Consider the following 21868-nt stretch of genomic DNA (forward strand, 5'->3'; position numbering starts at 1 on the left):
ACCCCTTGGCAACGCAGCGAAACGCTTTTTATCTGTATATCCATACAGATAAAACTTGCCCTGACGCGCATCCATGACCATGCTACAACCCCATCAAACCTGCTCAGGAAAAGGGCGCCATGCAGCTGTACCTGTGTGAAAAACCGTCCCAGGCCAAGGACATCGCCGCAGTCCTCGGTGCTACCCGCCGTGGCGACGGTTGCTGGCTGGGCCCCGGCGTCACGGTCACCTGGTGCATTGGCCACCTGCTGGAAACCGCCCCACCGGATGCCTACGATGCGCGCTACAAGCGCTGGGTCCTGGCCGACCTGCCCATCGTGCCGGCGCAATGGAAAATGACCGTCAAGCCGAAAACCGCCAGCCAATACAAGGCGGTCAAGCGCCTGTTGGGAGAAGCGAAGGAGTTGGTGATCGCCACCGACGCCGACCGTGAAGGCGAAATGATCGCCCGGGAGTTGGTGGAACATTGCCGTTATCGCGGGCCGATCCGGCGGCTATGGCTGTCGGCCCTGGACGAAGCATCGATCCGCAAGGCCCTGGCCGCCCTCAAGCCGGGTGCCGAAACCTTCAACCTGTACCACTCGGCGCTGGGCCGTTCCCGGGCCGACTGGCTGATCGGCATGAACATGAGTCGCCTGTTCACCCTGCTGGGGCGCCAGTCCGGTTACCAAGGCGTACTGCCGGTGGGCCGCGTGCAGACCCCGACGCTGCGGCTGGTGGTGGACCGCGACCGCAGCATCGCCGACTTCGTGCCGGTCGCCTACTGGGCCATCGACGTACAGCTCAGCCACGAAGGTACGGCGTTCACCGCCCAGTGGCGCGCCGACCCGGATGCCTGCGACGACCAGGAGCGCTGCCTGAACCAGGCCTTGGCCCGGGACGCCGCGCAGGCCATGAGCAACGCCGCCACCGCCCGGACACTGAAGGTGCGTACCGAGCGCCTGCGCGAAGCGGCACCGTTGCCCTTCGACCTGGGCACGCTGCAGGAAGTCTGCTCGAAAAAACTCGGCCTCGGTGCCCAGGAAACCCTGGACATTGCCCAGTCGCTCTACGAGACCTACAAGCTCATCACCTACCCTCGCAGCGATTGCGGTTTCCTGCCCTTGAGCCAGCACAGTGAGGCACCGGCGATCCTGGCCGCCCTCGCCCAGGCCGACCCAAGCCTTGCACCGCTGCGCGAGCACCTGCAACCGCAACGCAAGTCCAGGGCCTGGAACGACGCCAAGGTCAGCGCTCACCACGGCATCATTCCCACCGCCGCCGCCAGGAACCTCGACAAACTCGCCAGCAAGCAGCGCGCGGTCTACACGCTGATTCGCGCGCGCTACCTGGCGCAGTTCCTGCCCAACCACGAATACGACCGCACCCAGGCCGACTTCGACTGTGCCGGCCAGGCGTTGCGTGCCGTGGGCAAGCAGATCGTCGAACCCGGCTGGAAACGCGCCCTGCCCGAAGCGCTGGCACCGGCCAGAGGCCGTGAGGCACCGGCGCCGCAGACCCTGCCGGCACTGGCCGAAGGTCGTGATTGCACGGTGGACGAGGTGAAACCCAAGGACCTGTGGACCCAACCGCCCAAGCCGTTCACCGAAGGCGACCTGATCAAGGCGATGAAGAACGTCGCCAAACTGGTAGAAGACCCACTGCTCAAGCAGAAGCTCAAGGACACCACCGGCATTGGCACCGAAGCGACCCGGGCCTCGATTATCCAGGGGCTGCTCGACCGCGGTTACCTGGTGAAAAACGGCAAGGCCCTGTCCGCCACCCCGGCGGCCTTCAGCCTGATCGACGCGGTGCCCCGGGCCATCGCCGACCCGGGCACCACCGCCATCTGGGAGCAAGCGCTGGACATGGTGCAAAGCGGTGAAATGAGCCTGGAAGAATTCGTCACCCGGCAAGCCGCCTGGATGAGCAAGCACGTCGCCCGCTGCCAGGGCATGAGCCTGACCATCAGCGGCCCGGCCAGCCCCGCCGGCCGTGGCGCCACCCCGTGGAAAAACAAACGCAAGCCGGCCAAGCGCAAGGCTGGCGGTGCACCGCGCAAGGCGAGCAAGGCCAAGGCCACCTGAGCAGAAATCAGGCCCACCAAAATCCCCGTGGGAGCGAGCTTGCTCGCGATAAGCGGCAGTTCAGCTACAAGGATGTCGACTGATACGCCGCCATCGCGAGCAAGCTCGCTCCCACACCGAATGGGGTTTGGCCGGAAATCCTCATACCCAAACCGTTTTGTCCGACAATATGTAGTGACCAAAAATAATCACTACAAAACCGTTGACGCCTCCGATTTGCCCTTGCATGATGCAGACGTCTCCCCGATCGGGAGTACAGGCAACTGTTTGAGCAAGCTCGTCTGACCGCCGAGCTGTTTTTTGGATAAGGGACTGCCCACAAGGCAGATTGAAGGTGCTGACCTGGCATGACCGTCCGGTAACAAGGACGAGAAACGTCGGCGAAGATCCTCATGATGCGCGTGGTCGACCCTCGAAAGTTGACACTGCCTGAAGATCCTTCGCTGTTTCTCTTCGTTGTAGCGCATTTGCGTAGCAGCCCTTCGATAACACTACACAACCGATGCACGACCCCGTCGAAATTCGACGGATGAACGCTGACGGCCTGGTTTCGGTACCAGGTAGCACTTACCGAGAAGCGAAGTTTTTGCGAACCACCAGACAGATCAACCAAATGGTCAAGGGGCTTACACATGAATCTGAATAATCAACCATCTATTGATGAACTGGCTCGCATATTCGCAGCACACAAGGACACTCTCGACAACCATATCCTGTGGATCAGCAAGACTGGCCAGGTGCATATGGATTGCCTGTCGCCCTACACCCGCGAAGACGAGTTCGAAAAGAACACGCAAGAGCTGGGTGCCCGGCTGAAGATGTACCGCCGTGGCCAGGGCTACGTCGGCAAGAAGGCCGCGGCCGACAAAGACTTCATCGGTCGCGTATTGCAAACGCTGACCCTGGCCTGGCAGTCGATGCAGACCACTTCTGAGGTCCGGGTCATCGATCGCCTCTGCTGATCACCACTCAACAAAAAGGCCCGCTCCTGATCCAGGAGCGGGCCTTTTTTTGTGAAGCAGACTCTAGAACACTGACCAGCCGATCCGCTGGCTCATCAACTCCAGCGCCGCCATGCCGGCAAGCGAGTTGCCGGCGACGTTGAGTTCAGGCGACCAGACGCACACCGTGAACCGCCCCGGCACCACGGCGACAATCCCGCCACCGACCCCGCTCTTGCCCGGCAGGCCGACGCGATAGGCGAAATTGCCGGCCTCATCGTACAAACCGCTGGTGGCCATGATGGAATTGACCTGCTGGGTTTGCCGGGCGCTGAGGATCTGTTCGCCGCTGTGCTTGCAGAACCCGTCGTTGGCCAGGAAGCAGAACGCCCGCGCCAGGTCGACGCAGCTCATCCGCAGGGCGCAGTGGCTGAAATAACTGCGCAGTACCGCTTCCACGTCGTTATGAAAGTTGCCGAAAGATTGCATCAGGTACGCCATCGCCGCGTTGCGGGCGCGATGCTGGTATTCCGATTCGGCGACCTTGCCGTCCACCATCACCTGTGGGTTACCCGACAGACGGCGCACAAAATCGCGCATCGACAGTGCCGGGGCGGCGAAACGCGACTGGTTGATATCGCAGATCACCAACGCGCCGGCGTTGATGAAAGGGTTACGCGGTCGACCGCGTTCGAATTCCAGTTGCACCAGGGAATTGAATGGTTGGCCGGACGGCTCATGGCCCAGGCGCTCCCAGATCGCTTCGCCGGAATGCCCGATGGCCTGCACCAGGCTGAACACCTTGGAAATACTCTGCACCGAAAACGCTGTTTCGGCGTCGCCAGCACAATACAACTCGCCGTCGTTGCCATACACGGCAATGCCCAACTGGTTGGCCGCCACAGTGCTCAGGGCCGGAATGTAGTCGGCCACCTTGCCCTGACCAATCAGGGGGCGAACCGCATCGAGGATCTCGTTCAACAGTGCTTGCATATGCGCGGGGTCCAGTCATTCCCCGTTCGAGTGCGGGGATACAGACGCTAGACGCTGGTGGGCGAGGTCAGAGCACACTGTTGCATCAAACTGCACAAATCCCCTGTGGCGAGAGGGCTATCCGTGGGAGCAAAGCTTGCTCGCGATGCAGGCGCCTCGGCTCCCAAGGAGACCGCGTTGGCCTCATCGCGAGCAAGCTTTGCTCCCACGGATAAATCCCCTCGCCACAAAATGTGTTTGCCTCAGGCGCTTCAAAAGTTTTCGGGGGCGCATGTCAAAAAATCGTGCGGTCTATAGTTCAAAGAATCAATCGACAGGAGTAGACGATGCGTCAGATCATGCAAAAAGAACCCTGGTGGGCCTCACCGCCCAAGCCCGGGCAGGATGAAAGCGAGCTGGAATGGGGCTGGCTGGTGATCTACAGCGAAGGCGAGCCGCGCTTCGAATTCATCAAGGAACGCCCATCGGACGAGCAGATCCGCCAGCGCAAGGGTTGTCGGGTCACCCTCGGATCAGAATGAGCCAGCCCATTACGGCTTGATGTCCGGCAATGCCACCGCGCGATTGGCCAGGTCCGACTCCACCAGGCTGCCTTCTATTTCCTCGTCCAGGTAGTACACCGGTGCCATCACCCCGCTGAGGGGATGCTTGAGCGACTTGAACCACGCCTCATCGAACGCTGCGCTCAGGCTTTTGCGGATCTGCGCCTCCATTTCCGGCCGCTCGCCCTCATGAATGATCGCGCGAATACCCGCCACGCCCACCGAGATCAACGCCCCGGCTGCCTTCCCGGCTACTGCCGCCGCCGCGCTGGTCGCCCCGCGCGTGGTAAATTGCGCCTCGATTTTTTCGCTGGTGCGTTGCGCCACTGTTGCGATCACCGCTTCTGAGGGCCCGGCACCTGTGGCAGCGGCCTTGTTGACGTGATCGATCAGGGCCGCATAAGCCGGCAGTGTGTTCAGCGGTTCGGTATGCACCACCTCGTACAACGACGCGCTACGCGCCGCCGGCGGCCCCAGGTTGATGGCAGCAATGCCGTGCAGGCGCCGGTTCATCAGTTCGTTCGGGATTTGATGCCGCAGGGCAATGACCTGGACCTGCTGATTGAGCTGGCGTATGTAGTAGTCCGTCGCCGCAGCCCTGATCGCCTCGGGATCAATTTCCTTCGCCACCGGCTCCAGCACCTGCTCGCGATATTGTTCTTGCAGGTAAACCGCCAGGCGCCTGGCCGAGGAATCCGCCTCGCCCTTGGCACTGGCGTCATACCAACTGACCTTCACCGCCAGCCATTCCTGGGTCCAATAGCTGCTGAACCAGGGGATGAACTCAGCCTCGGTGCGTTCATAGACCAACACACGCCAATGTTCCATCGACCCACGGGCATAGAGTCCGGCCTGTTCGATAGCGCTTTTCGATGCGGCGATGATCTGCTGGTCCACCTGTCGCCAAGTGGCCTGGTCAATCGTCACCGTGGCCGCCTGTTGACCGCGCTGTGACGTGGCGCACCCCGCCAGAACGAGCATAATGGCCAGCATCAGCGAACGCAGCACGATCACGCCACCCTGGATTCAGGTCACCCACGGGTTGAGTATAGGTGGCGGGGAACAGAGGCTTAGAGGAAACACACAAAACCCATGTGTGTTATGTCAGTACATACTGAATGGTCCTCAGGATTTACGCCGCCGTTCCAACCGGCGCACCACCATGGACAACGGATAGCACATGGCGAAATACAGGGCGCCGACCAGCACATAAGTTTCCAGCGGCATGAAATACACGGAGCTCAGATCCTGGGCGCGCAGCATCAAGTCCGGTGCGGCGATCAGCGAGGCCACCGAAGTATCCTTGAGCAGGGAAATCGCCACATTGCCGATGGGCGCCAGCACGATGCGAATTGCCTGGGGTAGCACCACCCAACGCAACAGCTGGAGGCGCGGCATGCCGATGGCTTTCGCCGCCTCGACCTGCCCCTTGGGCACAGCCTCCAGGCCCGAACGATAAATCTCCGACAAGTAGGCCGCCGCATTGAGCCCCAGCCCGATCATCGCCGCTTGGAACGAGCTGAACTGCACGCCCACCGCCGTCAGGCTGAAGTAGACGATGAACAGCTGCACCAGCGCCGGCGTGCCGCGAAAAATCTCGATGTAGAACAGCGCACACCGACGCAGCGCTGGCGAGCCGGACAAGCGCGCCAACGCCACCAGCAGCCCGACCGCCAAGCCAATCACCAGTGCACCAAAGGCCAACTGCAAGGTGGCCCAGGCGGCTTGCAGCAATTCAACGTGGGTGGCTTCCCACAACTCGCCATAGCCCATGTCAGTTCTCCTTGATCACGGTGAGACGACGCTCGGTGCGCGCCGCCCAATGGGCCAGCACCAGGCTCAGCGCCAGGTAAATGATGGCCAGCAGGAAATAGATCAGGTTGGTCTGGTAGGTCTCGCTCACGAGCATCTTGGCCTTGAACATCAGTTCCGGCACGGCGGCGGCCGAGGCCAGCGACGTGTCCTTGAGCAGGCCGATGGCGAAGTTCGCCATGCCTGGAATCGACACCTTGAAGGCCTGGGGCAAGACGATCATGCGCATCGCCATGGCCCGAGTCATGCCGATGGAGAACGCGGCCTCGCTCTGCCCACGATCGACGTTCAGGATGCTGGAACGGAACACCTCCGACAGCATCGCCGCGCCATTGAGGCCAAAACCGATGATCGCCGCGCCGATGGCCGGTAACGTGATCCCAATGTAGGTCAGGCCGAAATAAAGGATGAACAGCTGAGTCAGGATCGGGACGTTGCGAAACACCTCCAGGTAAACACTGGCCACCCATCCCAGGACCCGGTGACGCGACAGGCGCATCAACGCCAGGCCGAACCCCAGCAACGCCGCCACAATGAAAGACGCCGCCGTCAGGCCCAGGGTGGTCAGTGCACCGATGCCCAAGACCTCAAGAAAATATGGCAGCAGGTCGAGGGACTTGGTCAGCTCGCTTGAGTCGAACATCGATCAATGCTCCTGAACGGCGCTGATGAAGGCGCGTGTGCGCTCCACCTGGCTTTCCCGGAAAATCTGCCGCGGTGGTCCCTGTTCGACGATGTTGCCATCGGCCATGAAAATCACCTGGTCGGACACGCTTTCGGCAAAGCGCATCTCATGGGTCACGATGATCATCGTCATGCCCTCCTCGGCCAACTTGCGCATCACCGTCAGCACTTCGCCCACCAACTCCGGGTCGAGCGCCGAAGTGGCCTCGTCGAACAGCATCAGCTTGGGACGCATCGCCAGCGCGCGGGCGATGGCAATGCGTTGTTGCTGGCCGCCGGACAGTTGGTCCGGGTAGGCGTCGCGCTTGGCGAACATGCCGACCTTGTTCAACAAATCTTCGGCCAGCTCCACCGCTTCCGGGCGATTGCGCTGCTGGACCTTCAGCGGGCCGAGCGTGATGTTGTCCAGCACACTGAGGTGCGGGAACAGGTTGAAGCGCTGGAACACCATGCCGATGTTGGCGCGCATCCGGGCCAACTCCTTGTCGCCCATAGGCACCGTGCGCTCGCCTACCTTGCGCTGGCCGATCAGCGCATTGTCTATGTAGATGCTGCCCCGGGTCGGCTCTTCCAGATAGTTGATGCAACGCAACAGGGTGGTCTTGCCCGAACCGCTGGGCCCGATCAGGGATATTTTCTGACCCTGCTGCACCTGCAGGTCGATGCCTTTCAAGACGTCCAGCCGGCCGAAGGACTTGTGAAGCCCCTCGACCCGCACCAGTGGATGAGATTCAGCCATGAGCAATGTCCGCAAGTGGATGACGTAAAACGTGAACGCAGGCGCGAGAGCGTGTCAGGCAAATGCCTGGCTGAAATCCCGGGGCGCGTGCTTGAACGGGCCGATGAGGTTGCCCTGCTCGTCCCGGTCCACACCCACGCGCTGGTCCTTGGGCAGCGGCACCAGGTAGTCGGGGTTCTTGATGCCGTAGCGGGCCAGGATGGGGCCGATCTGCCCGGTGCTCCGTAACCAGCGTAGCCCCTGGTTCACGCCGTCGAACAGGTCCTGGTTCTGCGGATGAATGCCCCAGATCGCCTCGAACTTGGCGGTCAGGCTCGGGAATTTCTCGTCGTAGGCCATGGGCACTTGCTTGAGCTTGAGGCTGGGGTCCTGGAGGATCATGTAGTCGATGGTGGGGGCGTCGAGTACGGCGAAGTCCAGCCGTCCGGCGCGCACGTCCCGCAGGCAGGCGTCGGTGTTGTCGTAGAGCTTCACCTCTTTTACGCCGTCGATTTTCTTCATGTCGGGAATGGTGAAATAGCCGGTGTTGCTGCCTACCGTGCGCCCTTTCATGTCATTGACGCTGATGCTGGTCTGGAACGGCTCGCTGTCGCGCATGATCACGTACGCCCCGGTGTAGAACACCGCGTCGGTGAGCAACAGGATCTTGGAACGCATCGGGTTCCAGGCGAAGTTGCCGCCAAACCAGTCGGCGCGCCCCGAACGCACAGCTTCGATCACCGCCGGAAAACCCATGGTCAAGACATCGAGCTTGAGTTCGAGGCGGTCGGCGATCTGCTTCAGCAGTTCCAGGTCAGTGCCGACCGGCACGCCGTCGCGTAGGGCTCCCAGCGGCATGTCCCCCAGACACGCGGCGGTCAGGTAACCGGGGCGAATGGTCTTGATCGGTTGCCCGGCCGCGAAGGCGAATGGCATCGGCCCCAGGGCCGAGCCGGCGACGGCGGCCAGTGAACCGTAGCCGGCGGCTTTGAGCACCGAACGGCGGGAAAGGCCGGGGGTATCGAATTTGGAGTCGGACATGGGTTTCACCTTTTGGCAATTGAGGGTTTTGACCGGACAAGCCATACAACCAAACAACAACCTTGCCGCCCTATCCCTAAGCAGCTACCACGCCCCTCCGGGGCTCGACTTCAAGGAAGCCGGTACGAGAAACGAATTTTCAGCGCATTGTCATGCTCTATTGCATGACAAGCATTACAATTCACACACTAATCACGCTATTTTGCCTTGTCAATGGCCTTTTTATCAGATAAAAAGCATGACAAGTCGGCTTTAAGGCGCACAAAAAAGCATGACAACCCAGGAACAAGGACTCATGAGTCAATTTGAGAAACTGCTGAAAGAACTGAAGAACCATGCCGGCCTGCATCGCGAGAAAGCCGAGACGCTGTACGCGCAACTGGCCGACGCGCTGACCCACGCAATCCTTCATGGCCAGCTCAAGCCGGGCGATCGCCTGCCGCCTCATCGTGAGTTCGCCAGCGCCCTGGGGGTAAACATCACCACCGTGACCCGGGCCATGGCGGTGCTGCAGCAAAAGGGGCTGGTGGAAAGCCGGCCGGGCCGTGGCACGCAAGTGGCCCAGGGACGTCATCCGGCCGCGCAGTTCCAGTCGGCCCCCAGCAATGACCCCGGTACCGCCGACCTGAGCGTCAACCGCCCCGCCACGGACGGCTACAACCGGGTGCTCGCCCAATTGCTGCCCCGGCTGGCCGACGACCCGCGTTTTGCCGACATGAAGGATTACCACCCTTGCGAAGGTCCGCTCTGGGCCCGCCAGGCGATTGCGCAATGGTTGCGACACACCGGTGTCGAAGCCCAGGCCGATCACATCCTGATCGCCGAAGGCGCCCAACACGGCATCGCCCACACCTTGCGCAGCCTCACCAGCAGTGGCGACACGGTGCTGGCCGACAGCATTACGTACCAGGGCATCAACGGGTTGTGTCGTACCCTCGGCCTGAACCTGCTGGGCGTCGACGCCGATGAGCGCGGCATGTGCCCCGAGGCCTTGCGCCAGGCCTGCGTCGAGCATCAGCCGCGATTGCTGTTCCTGGTGCCGTCGATTCACAACCCGACGGCCATCACCCTCGATGCCGAACGCCGCGAAGCCTTGGCGGCCGTCATTCGCCAAACCGACGTACTGGTGATCGAGGATGACGTCTACCGACCGCTGCTGGAGCAATCACCCGCGCCATTCGCCGCCCTGCTGCCGGAGCAGACGATTTACATCAGCGCCCTGTCCAAATGCATCGCCCCCGGTTTGCGCATGGGCTTTGTCATGGCGCCGCCCGCGCTGCTGCAGGGCATCATCGCCATGCAACGCATTGACTGCTGGAGCAATTCACCGCTGACTGCACTGATCGCCACACGGCTGATCGAGGAAGGCCTGGCCGAACAACTGGTCTCGGAACAACGCGAAGAGCTGCGGATCCGCCAGACGCTACTGGCAACGCATCTGCAAGGGCTGGAGTTTCAGCACAGCACCACCGGCACCCATGCCTGGCTGCTGCTGCCCGAACCCTGGAACAGCTCGCGCTTCGCCCGCCTCTGCCAGGAACAGGGCGTGGTGCTGCTCCCCGGCGGCGCGTTTACCCTCAGCCCGGAACTGTCACCGCAAGCGGTGCGCATCAACATTTCAGCCGCGTTGTCCCGGGAGCAACTGGTCAAGGCCTTGACCGTGATCAGCCAGTTGGCGCGCCAGGGGCACCTTCACATGCACAATCGGATCTGAACCCGATGACACAGCCCGTTCATTGCGAAATCGCCGTTATCGGCGCAGGTGTGGTTGGCGTGGCCACGGCGCGCTGGCTGCGGCGCCAAGGGTATCGGGTCTTGGTGCTCGAGCGCGACGGCATTGCCGCCGGCGCCTCGTATGGCAACGCCGGGACGCTGGCGCCGTACGGGGTGATGCCGATTGCCCAACCCTCGTTGCTGCGGGCCATCCCATCGTTGCTGTTCTCGGCTGACTCGCCGTTCGTGATCAATTGGGCCCGGTTGCCGCGACTGATGCCGTGGCTGCTGCGTTTTCTCAATGAATGCCGGACCTCACGCTGCGCCGCCAATACCCAGGCGCTGGCAACGATCCTGCAACACACCTACAGCGGGTACGAACCGTTACTGGCCGACACGCCCCTGGCCAACCAGCGCTTGCGGCACAACGGTTGCCTGTATGCCTACGGCACCCAGCAAGGCTTCGCCACCGCACAAGCCGCCATCGAATTGCGGCGCTCGCTGGGCATTGCTCAACAAGTCCTGAGCAGCGCCGAAGTCGAACAGCTCGAACCGGCCCTGGCCGGACGTTCCGTGGCTGGCCTTCTGTTCCCCGAGTCATCCCACATGGACGATCCGCGACTATTCATCGAAGCCCTGGCCGCGCCACTGGTGGCCGAAAACCTGGTGCGCAAGGCGACGGTCACCGTGATAAAACGCGCCACCAACGGGCTTCATTTGCACAGTTCCGAGGGTCAGCATTACCAGGCAGATCGGGTGGTATTGTGTGGAGGCGCCTGGTCCGGCGTGCTGGCAGCGCAGATGGGTGACCATGTCCCGCTGGATACCGAACGGGGTTATCACATCGAGTTCGATTTGCAGGACACCCTTCTCAACCGGCCCTGCTGTCCGGTGGAAAGCGCCTTCTACATGACACCCATGGCCGGGCGCCTGAGGGTCGCGGGGACGGTGGAGCTGGGCTCGATCCATGATCCGGCCAACCCACGACGATTCGATTATCTGGAACACCATGTACGCCGCGTGCTGGATCTTAAAGAACCGATCGCCCGTCGCTGGCTGGGATTTCGCCCGTCGCTGCCCGATTCGTTGCCCGTGATCGGCCCGTCACCGAACGAGCCACGCCTGATCTACGCCTTCGGCCATCAGCATCTGGGCCTGACCCTCGCCGGGGCGACCGGGCAACTGGTCGCCGAGTGCATTGCCGGCTCCGCGCCGCAGTGGCTCGAGCAGTTTTCCGTGCGGCGTTTCTGAGGCGCACCCTCGCCACATGCGGGGGTACATTGTCATCGCGGTTTGCGGTTACCCTTGTCTACCCCAAACCTTGCAGGGCTTTGATGACCACGCTCCTCGAACGCCTTCGCCAATGGGCCAGGACCCTGAAACGCCAGACCATGACGCTGTGGTTCTGCTATCGCCATCCGCAGACGCCCTGGCTGCCCAAATGGATCGCCATTATCGTGGTGGCATATGCCCTGAGCCCCATTGACCTGATCCCGGATTTCATCCCGGTATTGGGTTATCTGGATGATGTGATTTTGTTGCCCCTGGGAATTTGGTTGGCACTTGGCCTGATGCCGCTCGCAGTGCTGGCAGAATGTGCAGCCAAGGCCCGGCAATGGCAGGAAAACGACGGCCAGCGCCCGGTGAACAAGCTAGCGGCGGCGTTGATTGTGCTGACCTGGATAGCAGCACTGGCAGGTGCCTGGTTCATGTTTTACGGCGGTCCCGTCAAAACCGGCTGAAAACCACGCTTCCGGTTTCGGGGGCTCAGCCCAGCGCCGTGTCGAGAAACATCATCACCGCAAACCCCATCATCAGCCCCAAGGTGGCCGGTGTTTCATGACCGTTGCGGTGGGTTTCGGGAATCACTTCGTGGGACACCACAAAAATCATCGCCCCCGCCGCCAACCCCAGGCTGATGGGATAGGCGACGGCGACGCCGGAGGACATGCCCAGGCCGATCACCGAACCTAACGGCTCCATCAATCCTGAACCGACCGCGATGAGCGCTGCACGCAAGGTGCTGATGCCGGTGACCCGCAGCGCCATGGCAATGGCCAGGCCCTCGGGAATGTCCTGGATGGCAATGGCGGTGGTCAGGGGCAGGCCGACCTTGAAATCGCCGCCGGCAAAACTGACGCCGATGGCCATGCCCTCCGGCAAGTTGTGCAAGGTGATGGCAAGCACGAAGAGCCAGACGCGATTGATGCGTTCGACCTGGGGCCCTCGCCGGCCGCTGAGTTCGTGCTCGTGCGGCACGAAACGGTCCAGGCCGATCATCAGGGCGACGCCCAAACCCAGGCCCACCACGACGACAAACGCGGCAAGCAACTGATTGCCACAAATGACCTGTGCCGCTTCGATGCCTGGCAGGATCAATGAGAACGAACTGGCGGCGAGCATCATGCCGGCGGCAAAACCCAGCATGATGTCCTGGGTACGCGAGGATATATCCCGCAACACCACCGCCATCACCGCACCCAGGGCCGTGGCGGCAAAACCCGACGTACCGCCCAACACCGCATAACCCAGATTCTGACGGTCGGCGCCGACCAAGGCGTTGTAGCCACTGTAGAGCAACAACGCGGCCACCAACGCCAGCCCGAGCCAGAACGTCACCCCCAGCAACAGGTTGTCTTGCACGGGGTTGAGCCAGGTGCGCCAGGGAGATCGACTCCCGGAGGTGGGCTGGTCCATCGAAGGTCCTTACTGGTGTTGGCCAAAAAACATGGCTGATCGTGCTCCTAACGGCGGCAACGATCAAACGTAATATCCAGGCGTGGAAGCGCTGCCCTCGCCGTTTTTCATAGTCTGTCACGTTGCTTGTACGAACCCAAGGCGGGTCCTGGGGAGGGATTGCACATCGGCCCCGGTTACCTTTTTGGATCAAGGCATACATCAAGAGGGCACCGCCATTGACAGGTCCACAAAGACCGGAGGAGGTAACACGATGATTTATCTTTTATTCAACAAACGGGACGAGCGGTGATTGGCTCAACAATTAACGAGTAAAGCGAAAAACTGTAAAACTTGACTGTATTTTAAACCCGGCAAACTCCGCTATATAAACCAATGGGCCCCATGCCATGGGCACGGGGCTCGCCATGTCACCGGACATTACGAATCACGGCCGTCGCCGCGACTGTTCTCGCCGCCTTTTCTGCCCGCTTCGGCGGCTTTCTCCCGGTCGTTGGCAAAGTTGCCGCCCGAAGCCTGGCCACCTTTACGGCCGGCTTGCGAAGCCCGCTCAGGGTCGTTGGCAAAATTACCGCCCGAGGCTTGCCCGCCTTTGCGGCCGGCTTCTGCGGCACGCCCAGGGTCATTGGCAAAATTACCACCCGAGGCCTGCCCTCCCTTGCGTCCAGCCTCGGATGCACGCTCAGGGTTATTGGCGAAATTGCCACCTGATGCGTGGCCGCCCTTTTTCCCGGCTTCCGATGCCTTCTCACGATCGTTAGCGAAATTGCCAGGATTTTTATTTCCTGTGTTAGCCATTTCATTCACCTCGTTTAGTTAATATCCACGAGCCTTGTTGGCTCGTCTTCTTCGGAAAACATGACGCCGACAAGGTTTTAAGGAAAGCCTGCAAACGGCGACGAATGGTCAATGCTCATTTATATGCCGCCGCCATGATCTTTATTGCATCAGGCTATTAAATAGGCTGGAGACTGAAACTTCATCCCGTGAAAATCCTGTGGGAGCGAGCGTGCTCGCGATGGCGGTGCGTCAGCCAATATCAATACAGGCTGATACGACGCTATCGCGAGCAAGCTCGCTCCCACATGGGCCCCATGGGAAAAACAGTGCGTGTCTTTCCACGCTGTCCGCCAAAGGCCAAGTGCCGCCGGCACCCCATTGCACCGGTCTCGTCACCCTGGCCTCGCGCCGCTCCAGGAAGCCAGAACTCGCGGGCTGCCGGTGTTGTCCTGCACCACCGCAATGACCGGCTTGCGGCGTCCTGATAGCCTGTCGCCGACAGGCCCGGATTCAAACATGCCCAGGGGTGAAATCGGATCGCTCGCACTGGCAATCGGGGCAACCGCACTTGAGTTTGCTCATGCTCTCTGTCCCTAAGTAATAGGTCGAAGGCACCGTCAGGAAGAGCCCACCAGCAACTGGACCTCAAGGTTAGCCGTCGCCACACCGTGGTTTGCCACATACACATCGGCGGTCCAGCCCTTGGTCTGGTTGTGATAGGACTGAGTGCCCAAGGCCGTGCCGCTGTCCCACTTCAGGATGTCGCCGATATCTATGTCATTGGCCGAACGCAGCGCTAGTACGGTATGGCCGTGCTCCTGCTCCACGTACACGCCCACCATTGCACGCTGTCTATTGATGGCCCGTACTTCACCGATGGTCTGCTTCATAAGCCTCCTCTGCGACAAGTTCAGAGCGAGCGAAACAACCCAATTGCTCTTTCGCACATAAGTGTGGAGGCCCCGCTTACAAGGAAAGTTTGCAGAACAGCGCTGCTGAGCGACGAAAGGCGTGACGCAGGCCCAGTGCTCGACAGTGCTACCCTCAACGAATCCAGGCCCACGGAGAACCCCCATGCCGGACGATTTCCATCACGAACCGCTCGATCAGTTGCAGGCGTACATGGCCGGACGCCGCTTCCTGGTGCTCACCGGTGCGGGCATCAGCACCCCTTCGGGCATCCCCGACTACCGCGACAGCGACGGTGTACGCCGGGGTCGACAGCCGATGATGTACCAGGAGTTTCTCGCCCAGGCCGAGGCACGACGACGCTACTGGGCGCGGGCGATGCTGGGCTGGCCCCGCGTGCAGCAGGCCAGGCCGAACGCGGCTCACGAGGCCTTGGCCGAGTTGCAGGCACGGCATCGCATCAGCGGGCTGATTACCCAGAATGTCGACACGCTGCACGACCAGGCCGGCAGCCAGGACGTCATCGAATTGCACGGCAGCCTGCACCGCGTGCTGTGCCTGGATTGCGGCCAGCGCAGCGAGCGACAGCAGATCCAACAGTTGATGGAAACCGAAAACCCTTACCTGGCCGGTGTCGATGCGGTGCAGGCGCCCGATGGCGACACTCTGCTCGATCCGGCGTTCGAGGCGCGCTTCCAGGTGCCGCGCTGCCCTCACTGCGGCGGCGAGCGGCTGAAACCCGACGTGGTGTTTTTCGGCGAGAACGTCGCCACAACCACTGCGGCCCGCGCCCTGCAAGCCGTCGAGCAAGCGGACGGCCTGCTGGTAGTGGGCTCGTCACTGATGGCGTATTCGGCGTTTCGCCTGTGCCGGGCCATCAAGGACCAGGGCAAGCCGCTGCTGGCGATCAACCGGGGCAAGACCCGCGCCGATGAGCTGCTGGACCTCAAGCTTGAAGAGCCGTGTGAACAGTTGTTGCCGTTACTGACACAGCACCCGTTTTAACGAACAACCCAAATCTATTGTGGGAGCGAGCTTGCTCGCGATGGCGGTGTTTCAACTTGCATCTATGTTGGATGTGCCACCGCATCGCGAGCAGGCTCGCTCCCACAGGAATTTGCGGGTTACCGTACGACCAACTGCGCACCAAGATCCTGATCCCTGAGCGTATCGAACAACGCCTGCGCCGCCGCCGACAGTTCATGCCCCGGCTTGGTCAACACCCCGATGGCTCGTTCGATCACCGGATCGCTCAAGGTGATGCAGCGGGCGCCCAGCTCATGCATCTGCCCGACGCACAGCGCCGGCACGGCACTCACCCCCAGCCCGCTGGCGACCATCCGCCCGACGGTCGCCAACTGGTGGCTCTCGAACTCCACAGGCAGTTTCATGCCCCGGACCTGCAGATGCTCTTCCAGCATCACCCGTACCGTGGAGGGCCGTTGCAGCGTGATGAAGGGCTGTTCCAGCAGGGTTTCCCAGTGGATCTCGTCGCGCTGGGCAAGCGGTGAGTCCTGCGGCACCACCGCGACAAAGCGATCGAGATACAAGGGGGTGAACGCCAATGACGAGCCCTGCATCGGCTCGAACGCCACGCCCAATTCGACATGACGATCACGCACCATTTCCAGCACCTGTTCGTTGATCACGTCGTTGACCGTGACGTTGACATTCGGGTAGCGGGCGCGGAAGGTCTTGAGGATCGGCGGCAGCAGGTTGCCGGCAAATGAAGGCATCGCCGCCAACGTCACACGACCACGCTGCAAGGTGAAGCGCTGGCGCATTTCGTCCTCGGCATTGTCCCAGTCGGCAATCAGCCGTCGGGCCAGTGGCAGCAAGGATTCGCCTTCGGGCGTCAGCGCCACGTTACGGGTATTGCGGCTGAACAAGCGCCCGCCGAGGCCTTCTTCCAGGGCCTTGATGGTCAGGCTCAGGGCCGACTGGGACAGGTGCAGTCGCTCGCAGGCCACGGCAAAGCTAAGGCTCTGGGCCACGGCGAGGAAGGCGCGGATTTGCTTGAGGGTCATGGTTGCTAAGCTCCCAGCAGCCAGCGGTTAGCTTCAAGCTGCAAGCGGATGCCAGCCATTATTGAGTTTTATCAATCAATCAAACCTAAAAATCAACTTAACAAATATATGACTTGGCGCAACACTGCATTTCATTGCGACCCCATCAAGAATAAAAGAGGTGTCTATGGCAGGTTTCGACAAACGCGTGAGTTCTTATGAAGAGGCGCTGGAAGGCTTGAAAGACGGCATGACCGTCATCGCCGGCGGCTTTGGCCTGTGCGGTATCCCGGAAAACCTGATCGCCGAGATCAAGCGCAAGGGCATCCGCGACCTCACCGTGGTCTCCAACAACTGCGGCGTCGACGGTTTCGGCCTCGGCGTGCTGCTCGAAGACCGGCAGATCCGCAAGGTGGTCGCCTCCTACGTGGGCGAAAACGCCCTGTTCGAGAAGCAACTGCTCAGTGGCGAAATCGAAGTCGTACTGACCCCCCAAGGCACCCTCGCCGAAAAAATGCGCGCCGGTGGCGCAGGCATCCCGGCGTTCTTCACCGCTACCGGCGTCGGCACCCCGGTGGCCGAAGGCAAGGAAGTGCGTGAATTCCATGGCCGCCAATACCTGATGGAAGAATCCATCACCGGCGACTTCGCCATCGTCAAAGGCTGGAAGGCCGACCATTTCGGCAACGTGGTCTATCGCCACACCGCCCAGAACTTCAATCCGCTGGCCGCCACGGCGGGCAAGATCACTGTGGTGGAAGTCGAAGAAATCGTCGAACCCGGCGAGCTGGACCCGACGCAGATCCACACCCCTGGCATCTACGTCGACCGGGTCATTTGCGGCACGTTCGAAAAACGCATCGAACAGCGCACCGTGCGTAAGTGATCCCCTGCCCCCCGGCCCGAATGAAGGAATAACAACATGGCACTTTCCCGCGAACAAATGGCTCAACGCGTCGCCCGTGAAATGCAGGACGGCTACTACGTGAACCTGGGCATCGGCATTCCGACCCTGGTCGCCAACTACATTCCCGAAGGCATGGAAGTCATGCTGCAATCGGAAAACGGCCTGCTCGGCATGGGCGCGTTTCCCACCGAAGCCGAAGTCGATGCCGACATGATCAACGCCGGCAAGCAGACCGTCACCGCGCGCATCGGCGCGTCGATCTTCTCTTCGGCCGAATCGTTTGCCATGATCCGTGGCGGCCATATCGACCTGACCGTGCTGGGCGCGTTCGAGGTGGATGTCGAAGGCAACATCGCCTCGTGGATGATCCCCGGCAAGCTGGTCAAGGGCATGGGCGGCGCGATGGACCTGGTGGCCGGCGCCGAGAACATCATCGTCACCATGACCCATGCGTCCAAGGACGGCGAATCGAAACTGCTGCCGCGTTGCAGCCTGCCGTTGACCGGCGCCGGTTGCATCAAGCGGGTGCTGACCGACCTGGCCTACCTGGAAATCCAGGACGGCGCCTTCATCCTGAAAGAACGTGCCCCGGGCGTCAGCGTCGAGGAAATCGTCGCCAAGACCGCCGGCAAATTGATCGTGCCGGACCACGTGCCTGAAATGCAGTTCGCTGCCCAGTGAGGAGAGATTCGATGCAAGAAGTCGTGATTGTCGCCGCTACCCGCACCGCCATCGGCAGTTTCCAGGGTTCGCTGGCTTCCATTCCCGCTCCGGAACTCGGTGCCGCGGTGATTCGTCGCCTGCTGGAGCAGACCGGTTTGTCGGGCGAACAGGTCGATGAAGTGATTCTTGGCCAAGTGCTGACCGCAGGATCCGGGCAAAACCCGGCCCGCCAGGCATCGATCCTCGCCGGCCTGCCACATGCGGTGCCGGCGCTGACCCTGAACAAGGTCTGCGGTTCGGGGCTCAAGGCGTTGCACCTGGGCGCCCAGGCGATCCGCTGTGGCGACGCCGACGTCATCATCGCCGGCGGCATGGAGAACATGAGCCTGGCCCCGTACGTGTTGCCGGCCGCCCGCACCGGCCTGCGCATGGGTCACGCGAAGATGATCGACAGCATGATCACCGACGGCCTGTGGGACGCCTTCAACGATTACCACATGGGCATCACCGCCGAGAATCTGGTGGACAAGTACGGCATCAGCCGCGAGGAGCAGGATGCCTTTGCCGCCGCGTCCCAGCAGAAAGCCGTCGCCGCTGTTGAAGGTGGTCGGTTTGCCGATGAGATCACGCCGATCCTGATTCCCCAGCGCAAAGGCGATCCGGTGGCGTTCGCCACCGACGAGCAACCGCGTGCCGGTACGACCGCCGAATCCTTGGGCAAGCTCAAGCCTGCGTTCAAGAAGGACGGCAGCGTCACTGCGGGCAACGCGTCCTCGCTCAACGATGGCGCTGCCGCGGTGATCCTGATGAGCGCGGAAAAAGCCAAGGCCCTGGGCCTGCCCGTGCTGGCGAAAATCAGCGCCTACGCCAATGCCGGCGTCGACCCGGCCATCATGGGCATTGGCCCAGTCTCGGCCACCCGCCGCTGCCTGGACAAGGCCGGCTGGTCGCTGGATCAACTGGACCTGATCGAAGCCAACGAAGCCTTCGCCGCCCAGTCCCTGGCCGTGGCCCGGGAACTGAAATGGGACATGGACAAGGTCAACGTCAACGGCGGCGCCATCGCCCTGGGCCACCCTATCGGCGCATCGGGATGCCGAGTCCTGGTGTCGCTGCTGCATGAAATGATCAAGCGCGACGCCAAGAAAGGCCTCGCGACACTGTGCATCGGCGGCGGCCAAGGCGTGGCCCTGGCGCTGGAACGGGCATAACCGACACAGGTTCAACGGTGGTTGCGCGGACCCACGAATATCCGCGCAACCACTGGCACCACCGCCGGCGCAACCTTGGTTGCGCCGGTTTTTTTTGCCTGCTGGTTTGAGGCATAACCTGCGGCCCCTTCGCGAGCAAGCTCGCTCCCACAGGGGGTCTCCAGTGTTCACTGATCCTGCGCTCACCACAAATCCCTGTGGGAGCTGAGCTTGCTCGCGATAACGGTGGGTCAGCTTGTATGGATGCTGGATGTGCCAATGCCATCGCGGGCAAGCCTTGCTCCCACATGGCTTCTTGGGTATTTGTAAAACCAGCGCTCACCACAACTCCCGGTGGGAACTGAGCTTGCTCGCGATGGCGGTGGGTCAGCTTGTATGGATGCTGGATGTGCCAATGCCATCGCGGGCAAGCCTTGCTCCCACATGGCTTCTTGGGTATTTGTAAAACCAGCGCTCACCACAACTCCCCGTGGGAGCTGAGCTTGCTCGCGATGGCGGTGGGTCAGCTTGTATGGATGCTGGATGTGCCAATGCCATCGCGGGCAAGCCTTGCTCCCACATGGCTTCTTGGGTATTTGTAAAACCAGCGCTCAACACAACTCCCGGTGGGAACTGAGCTTGCTCGCGATAACGGTGGGTCAGCTTGTATGGATGCTGGATGTGCCAATGCCATCGCGGGCAAGCCTTGCTCCCACATGGCTTATTGGGTATTTGTAAAACCAGCGCTCAACACAACTCCCGGTGGGAGCTGAGCTTGCTCGCGATGGCGGTGGGTCAGCTTGTATGGATGCTGGAGGTGCCAATGCCATCGCGGGCAAGCCTTGCTCCCACATGGCTTCTTGGGTATTTGTAAAACCAGCGCTCACCACAACTCCCGGTGGGAACTGAGCTTGCTCGCGATGGCGGTGGGTCAGCTTGTATGGATGCTGGAGGTGCCAATGCCATCGCGGGCAAGCCTTGCTCCCACATGGCTTCTTGGGTATTTGTAACACCAGCGCTCACCACAAATCCCTGTGGGAACTGAGCTTGCTCGCGATGGCGGTGGGTCAGCTTGTATGGATGCTGGATGTGCCAATGCCATCGCGGGCAAGCCTTGCTCCCACATGGCTTCTTGGGTGTTTTTAAAACCAGTGCTCTACACAACTCCCCGTGGGAACTGAGCTTGCTCGCGATGGCGGTGGGTCAGCTTGTATGGATGCTGGATGTGCCAATGCCATCGCGGGCAAGCCTTGCTCCCACATGGCTTCTTGGGTGTTTTTAAAACCAGCGCTCACCACAGATCCCCGTGGGAGCTGAGCTTGCTCGCGATGGCGGTGGGTCAGGAACCTGCGCCAAACCGGTCACGGCTATTGGTCAGGTGCAGCCACATGGCGGCGCGGGCGGCGTCCGGGTCCTGGCGTTTGATGGCGTTGAAGATCGCCTCGTGCTCGAGGTTGGCCAGTTGTGCCAGCTTGCTCAGGTCCGCCTGGCCGCGTTCGGCCACGTTCACTCGGGTCCTGGGGATCATCGCACTGCCCAGGTGCTGCATGATTTCGACAAAACAGGCATTGTCCGTGGCCTCGGCGATGAGCAGATGGAAGCGCCGGTCGGCCTCGACACAGCTGTCGTTGTTGCTGGACAACCGCTGATAGTCATCCAGCGCCTGGCGCATCTGCTGCAACTGGTGTTCGCTGCGACGCTGGGCCGCCAAGGCGACTGCCTGGGTTTCCAGGCCCAGACGCAGCTCCAGGATTGCCCGCACACCCGCCGCAGTGTCGACATTGAGCCGCAACCCCGGCTCGCCGGTTTGCGCCAGCACAAAGGTGCCGATGCCGTGGCGGGTCTCCACCAGCCCCGAAGCCTGCAACTTGGAAAGCGCCTCGCGCACCACCGTCCGGCTGACGCCGTGGGCCCGCACGATGGCGCCTTCGGAGGGCAGCTTCTCCCCCGGTTTCAGTTGCCCCAGCAGAATGCTCTGACTCAACTTCTCCACCAGGTCATAGGCCAGATTCTGGGTGCGCTTGCGGGCAGGCATTTCGGTGTTTGGCTGCATGGTCGCGGATCCTTGAATGGGCAGTCTGAACGGCGGAACAAACCACATCGGCCGACAACTTGTATGACAACCTCAATCATGGCATCCCTTCAGCAGTTCCGCCAGACCGGAGCAGATCGATAAAATTCCTCATACCCAATATAAATATGAACA

Annotated in this window: 21 protein-coding genes; 10 read left to right on the plus strand and 11 right to left on the minus strand. The window is 61.4% G+C overall.

The window, feature by feature from the left end; all coding sequences use genetic code 11:
• Positions 1-119: 119 nt before the first annotated feature.
• Together KI237_RS19100 and KI237_RS19105 are read left to right on the plus strand one after the other, a co-directional pair.
• Positions 120-2066: a DNA topoisomerase III gene (locus KI237_RS19100; RefSeq protein WP_212796569.1), complete on the plus strand. Its 1947-nt coding sequence runs from the start codon at positions 120-122 to the stop codon at positions 2064-2066.
• A 632-nt stretch (positions 2067-2698) separates the two neighbouring features.
• The gene (locus tag KI237_RS19105) at positions 2699-3028 is read left to right on the plus strand and encodes a hypothetical protein (RefSeq protein ID WP_212796570.1); all 330 of its coding nucleotides are present in this window, start codon (positions 2699-2701) and stop codon (positions 3026-3028) included.
• Positions 3029-3091: 63 nt separating this feature from the next.
• Here KI237_RS19105 and glsB read toward each other — a convergent pair whose 3' ends face one another.
• The gene (gene glsB / locus KI237_RS19110) at positions 3092-4000 is read right to left on the minus strand and encodes a glutaminase B (protein ID WP_212796571.1); all 909 of its coding nucleotides are present in this window, start codon (positions 3998-4000) and stop codon (positions 3092-3094) included.
• A 326-nt stretch (positions 4001-4326) separates the two neighbouring features.
• Here glsB and KI237_RS19115 point away from each other — a divergent pair, with 326 nt between their 5' ends.
• On the plus strand, positions 4327-4521 hold the full coding sequence (locus KI237_RS19115; protein WP_003200134.1) for a hypothetical protein: 195 nt from the start codon (positions 4327-4329) through the stop codon (positions 4519-4521).
• Positions 4522-4530: 9 nt separating this feature from the next.
• Here the strand turns inward: KI237_RS19115 and KI237_RS19120 are convergent, their stop codons facing one another.
• The 5 genes from KI237_RS19120 to KI237_RS19140 all read right to left on the minus strand — a co-directional run bounded on the left by KI237_RS19120 (position 4531) and on the right by KI237_RS19140 (position 8797).
• Positions 4531-5550 carry a hypothetical protein gene (locus tag KI237_RS19120; protein ID WP_212796572.1) on the minus strand — a complete coding sequence of 340 codons (1020 nt, stop codon included), beginning with the start codon at positions 5548-5550 and terminating at the stop codon, positions 4531-4533.
• A gap of 117 nt (positions 5551-5667) precedes the next feature.
• Positions 5668-6315 (minus strand): amino acid ABC transporter permease, encoded by a 648-nt coding sequence (locus KI237_RS19125; RefSeq protein WP_212796573.1) that lies wholly within the window; start codon positions 6313-6315, stop codon positions 5668-5670.
• A 1-nt stretch (position 6316) separates the two neighbouring features.
• Positions 6317-6997, minus strand: coding sequence for an amino acid ABC transporter permease (locus tag KI237_RS19130; protein ID WP_212796574.1), 681 nt, complete (start codon positions 6995-6997; stop codon positions 6317-6319).
• Positions 6998-7000: 3 nt separating this feature from the next.
• A complete protein-coding gene (locus tag KI237_RS19135; protein WP_249410642.1) occupies positions 7001-7777 on the minus strand; it encodes an amino acid ABC transporter ATP-binding protein in 777 nt (258 codons plus the stop codon).
• A gap of 54 nt (positions 7778-7831) precedes the next feature.
• Entirely contained in the window at positions 7832-8797 is a 966-nt protein-coding gene (locus tag KI237_RS19140; RefSeq protein ID WP_212796575.1) for an ABC transporter substrate-binding protein, read from the minus strand.
• A 295-nt stretch (positions 8798-9092) separates the two neighbouring features.
• On the opposite strand from KI237_RS19140, the gene KI237_RS19145 reads away from it, so the two are divergent.
• The 3 genes from KI237_RS19145 (at position 9093) to KI237_RS19155 (ending at position 12252) form a co-directional block, all read left to right on the plus strand.
• Positions 9093-10511 (plus strand): aminotransferase-like domain-containing protein, encoded by a 1419-nt coding sequence (locus KI237_RS19145; RefSeq protein ID WP_212796576.1) that lies wholly within the window; start codon positions 9093-9095, stop codon positions 10509-10511.
• 5 nt (positions 10512-10516) lie between these two features.
• Complete coding sequence (locus KI237_RS19150; RefSeq protein ID WP_212796577.1) at positions 10517-11761, plus strand: NAD(P)/FAD-dependent oxidoreductase; 1245 nt, start codon at positions 10517-10519, stop codon at positions 11759-11761.
• A gap of 83 nt (positions 11762-11844) precedes the next feature.
• Positions 11845-12252: a YkvA family protein gene (locus tag KI237_RS19155; protein WP_212796578.1), complete on the plus strand. Its 408-nt coding sequence runs from the start codon at positions 11845-11847 to the stop codon at positions 12250-12252.
• Between the two features lie 25 nt (positions 12253-12277).
• Here KI237_RS19155 and KI237_RS19160 read toward each other — a convergent pair whose 3' ends face one another.
• The 3 genes from KI237_RS19160 to KI237_RS19170 form a co-directional block, all read right to left on the minus strand.
• Positions 12278-13207, minus strand: a complete 930-nt coding sequence (locus tag KI237_RS19160) for a ZIP family metal transporter (RefSeq protein ID WP_212796579.1) — start codon at positions 13205-13207, stop codon at positions 12278-12280.
• A 420-nt stretch (positions 13208-13627) separates the two neighbouring features.
• On the minus strand, positions 13628-14005 hold the full coding sequence (locus KI237_RS19165; RefSeq protein ID WP_212796580.1) for a con-10 family general stress protein: 378 nt from the start codon (positions 14003-14005) through the stop codon (positions 13628-13630).
• A gap of 599 nt (positions 14006-14604) precedes the next feature.
• On the minus strand, positions 14605-14877 hold the full coding sequence (locus KI237_RS19170) for a hypothetical protein (protein ID WP_212796581.1): 273 nt from the start codon (positions 14875-14877) through the stop codon (positions 14605-14607).
• Positions 14878-15061: 184 nt separating this feature from the next.
• Here KI237_RS19170 and KI237_RS19175 point away from each other — a divergent pair, with 184 nt between their 5' ends.
• Positions 15062-15901 (plus strand): NAD-dependent protein deacetylase, encoded by an 840-nt coding sequence (locus KI237_RS19175; protein ID WP_212796582.1) that lies wholly within the window; start codon positions 15062-15064, stop codon positions 15899-15901.
• Between the two features lie 119 nt (positions 15902-16020).
• Here KI237_RS19175 and KI237_RS19180 read toward each other — a convergent pair whose 3' ends face one another.
• On the minus strand, positions 16021-16923 hold the full coding sequence (locus KI237_RS19180) for a LysR family transcriptional regulator (RefSeq protein ID WP_212796583.1): 903 nt from the start codon (positions 16921-16923) through the stop codon (positions 16021-16023).
• 166 nt (positions 16924-17089) lie between these two features.
• Between KI237_RS19180 and KI237_RS19185 the strand changes: the two genes are divergently transcribed.
• Genes KI237_RS19185 through KI237_RS19195 form a run of 3 tightly spaced genes read left to right on the plus strand, consistent with a single transcriptional unit; the run spans position 17090 to position 19683 of the window.
• A complete protein-coding gene (locus KI237_RS19185; protein ID WP_003180356.1) occupies positions 17090-17788 on the plus strand; it encodes a CoA transferase subunit A in 699 nt (232 codons plus the stop codon).
• A 36-nt stretch (positions 17789-17824) separates the two neighbouring features.
• Complete coding sequence (locus KI237_RS19190) at positions 17825-18490, plus strand: CoA transferase subunit B (RefSeq protein ID WP_003180355.1); 666 nt, start codon at positions 17825-17827, stop codon at positions 18488-18490.
• An 11-nt stretch (positions 18491-18501) separates the two neighbouring features.
• The gene (locus KI237_RS19195; protein WP_212796584.1) at positions 18502-19683 is read left to right on the plus strand and encodes an acetyl-CoA C-acetyltransferase; all 1182 of its coding nucleotides are present in this window, start codon (positions 18502-18504) and stop codon (positions 19681-19683) included.
• Positions 19684-21001: 1318 nt separating this feature from the next.
• Here KI237_RS19195 and KI237_RS19200 read toward each other — a convergent pair.
• Positions 21002-21715, minus strand: a complete 714-nt coding sequence (locus KI237_RS19200; RefSeq protein WP_212796585.1) for a FadR/GntR family transcriptional regulator — start codon at positions 21713-21715, stop codon at positions 21002-21004.
• Positions 21716-21868: the final 153 nt, after the last annotated feature.

The sequence above is a fragment of the Pseudomonas sp. St316 genome, from assembly GCF_018325905.1.
Classification (GTDB): Bacteria; Pseudomonadota; Gammaproteobacteria; order Pseudomonadales; family Pseudomonadaceae; genus Aquipseudomonas.